Genomic DNA, 201 nt, shown 5'->3' with positions numbered 1-201 from the left:
GAGGGTGGTGAGGTGGTGGTGGAGGGTGGGGTCGATGGTGAGGGGGACGGTGTCGCCGTGGTGGTCGGTGATGGTGGGCCGGGGGTGGTCGTAGGGGAGTTCGAGTTGGTCGGGGATGCCGTCGAGGGTGTGCTTCCAGTGGGCGAGTTGGCGGGTGGCGAGGGAGTCGGGGTCGTCCTCGGTGCCGAGGAGTTCGCGCTG

Annotated in this window: 1 protein-coding gene; it reads right to left on the bottom strand. The window is 69.7% G+C overall.

What is annotated here, in order from left to right; genetic code table 11:
* Positions 1-201: hypothetical protein (locus tag IH80_RS40490; RefSeq protein ID WP_037882533.1), on the bottom strand; the 201-nt coding region annotated here is incomplete at both ends.

It is taken from the genome of Streptomyces sp. NRRL S-378 (genome assembly GCF_000720645.1).
In the GTDB taxonomy this organism is placed as follows: Bacteria; Actinomycetota; Actinomycetes; order Streptomycetales; family Streptomycetaceae; genus Streptomyces.
Note: the sequence above shows the minus strand (reverse complement) of the source record. Positions and strands in the feature narration are given on the sequence as shown.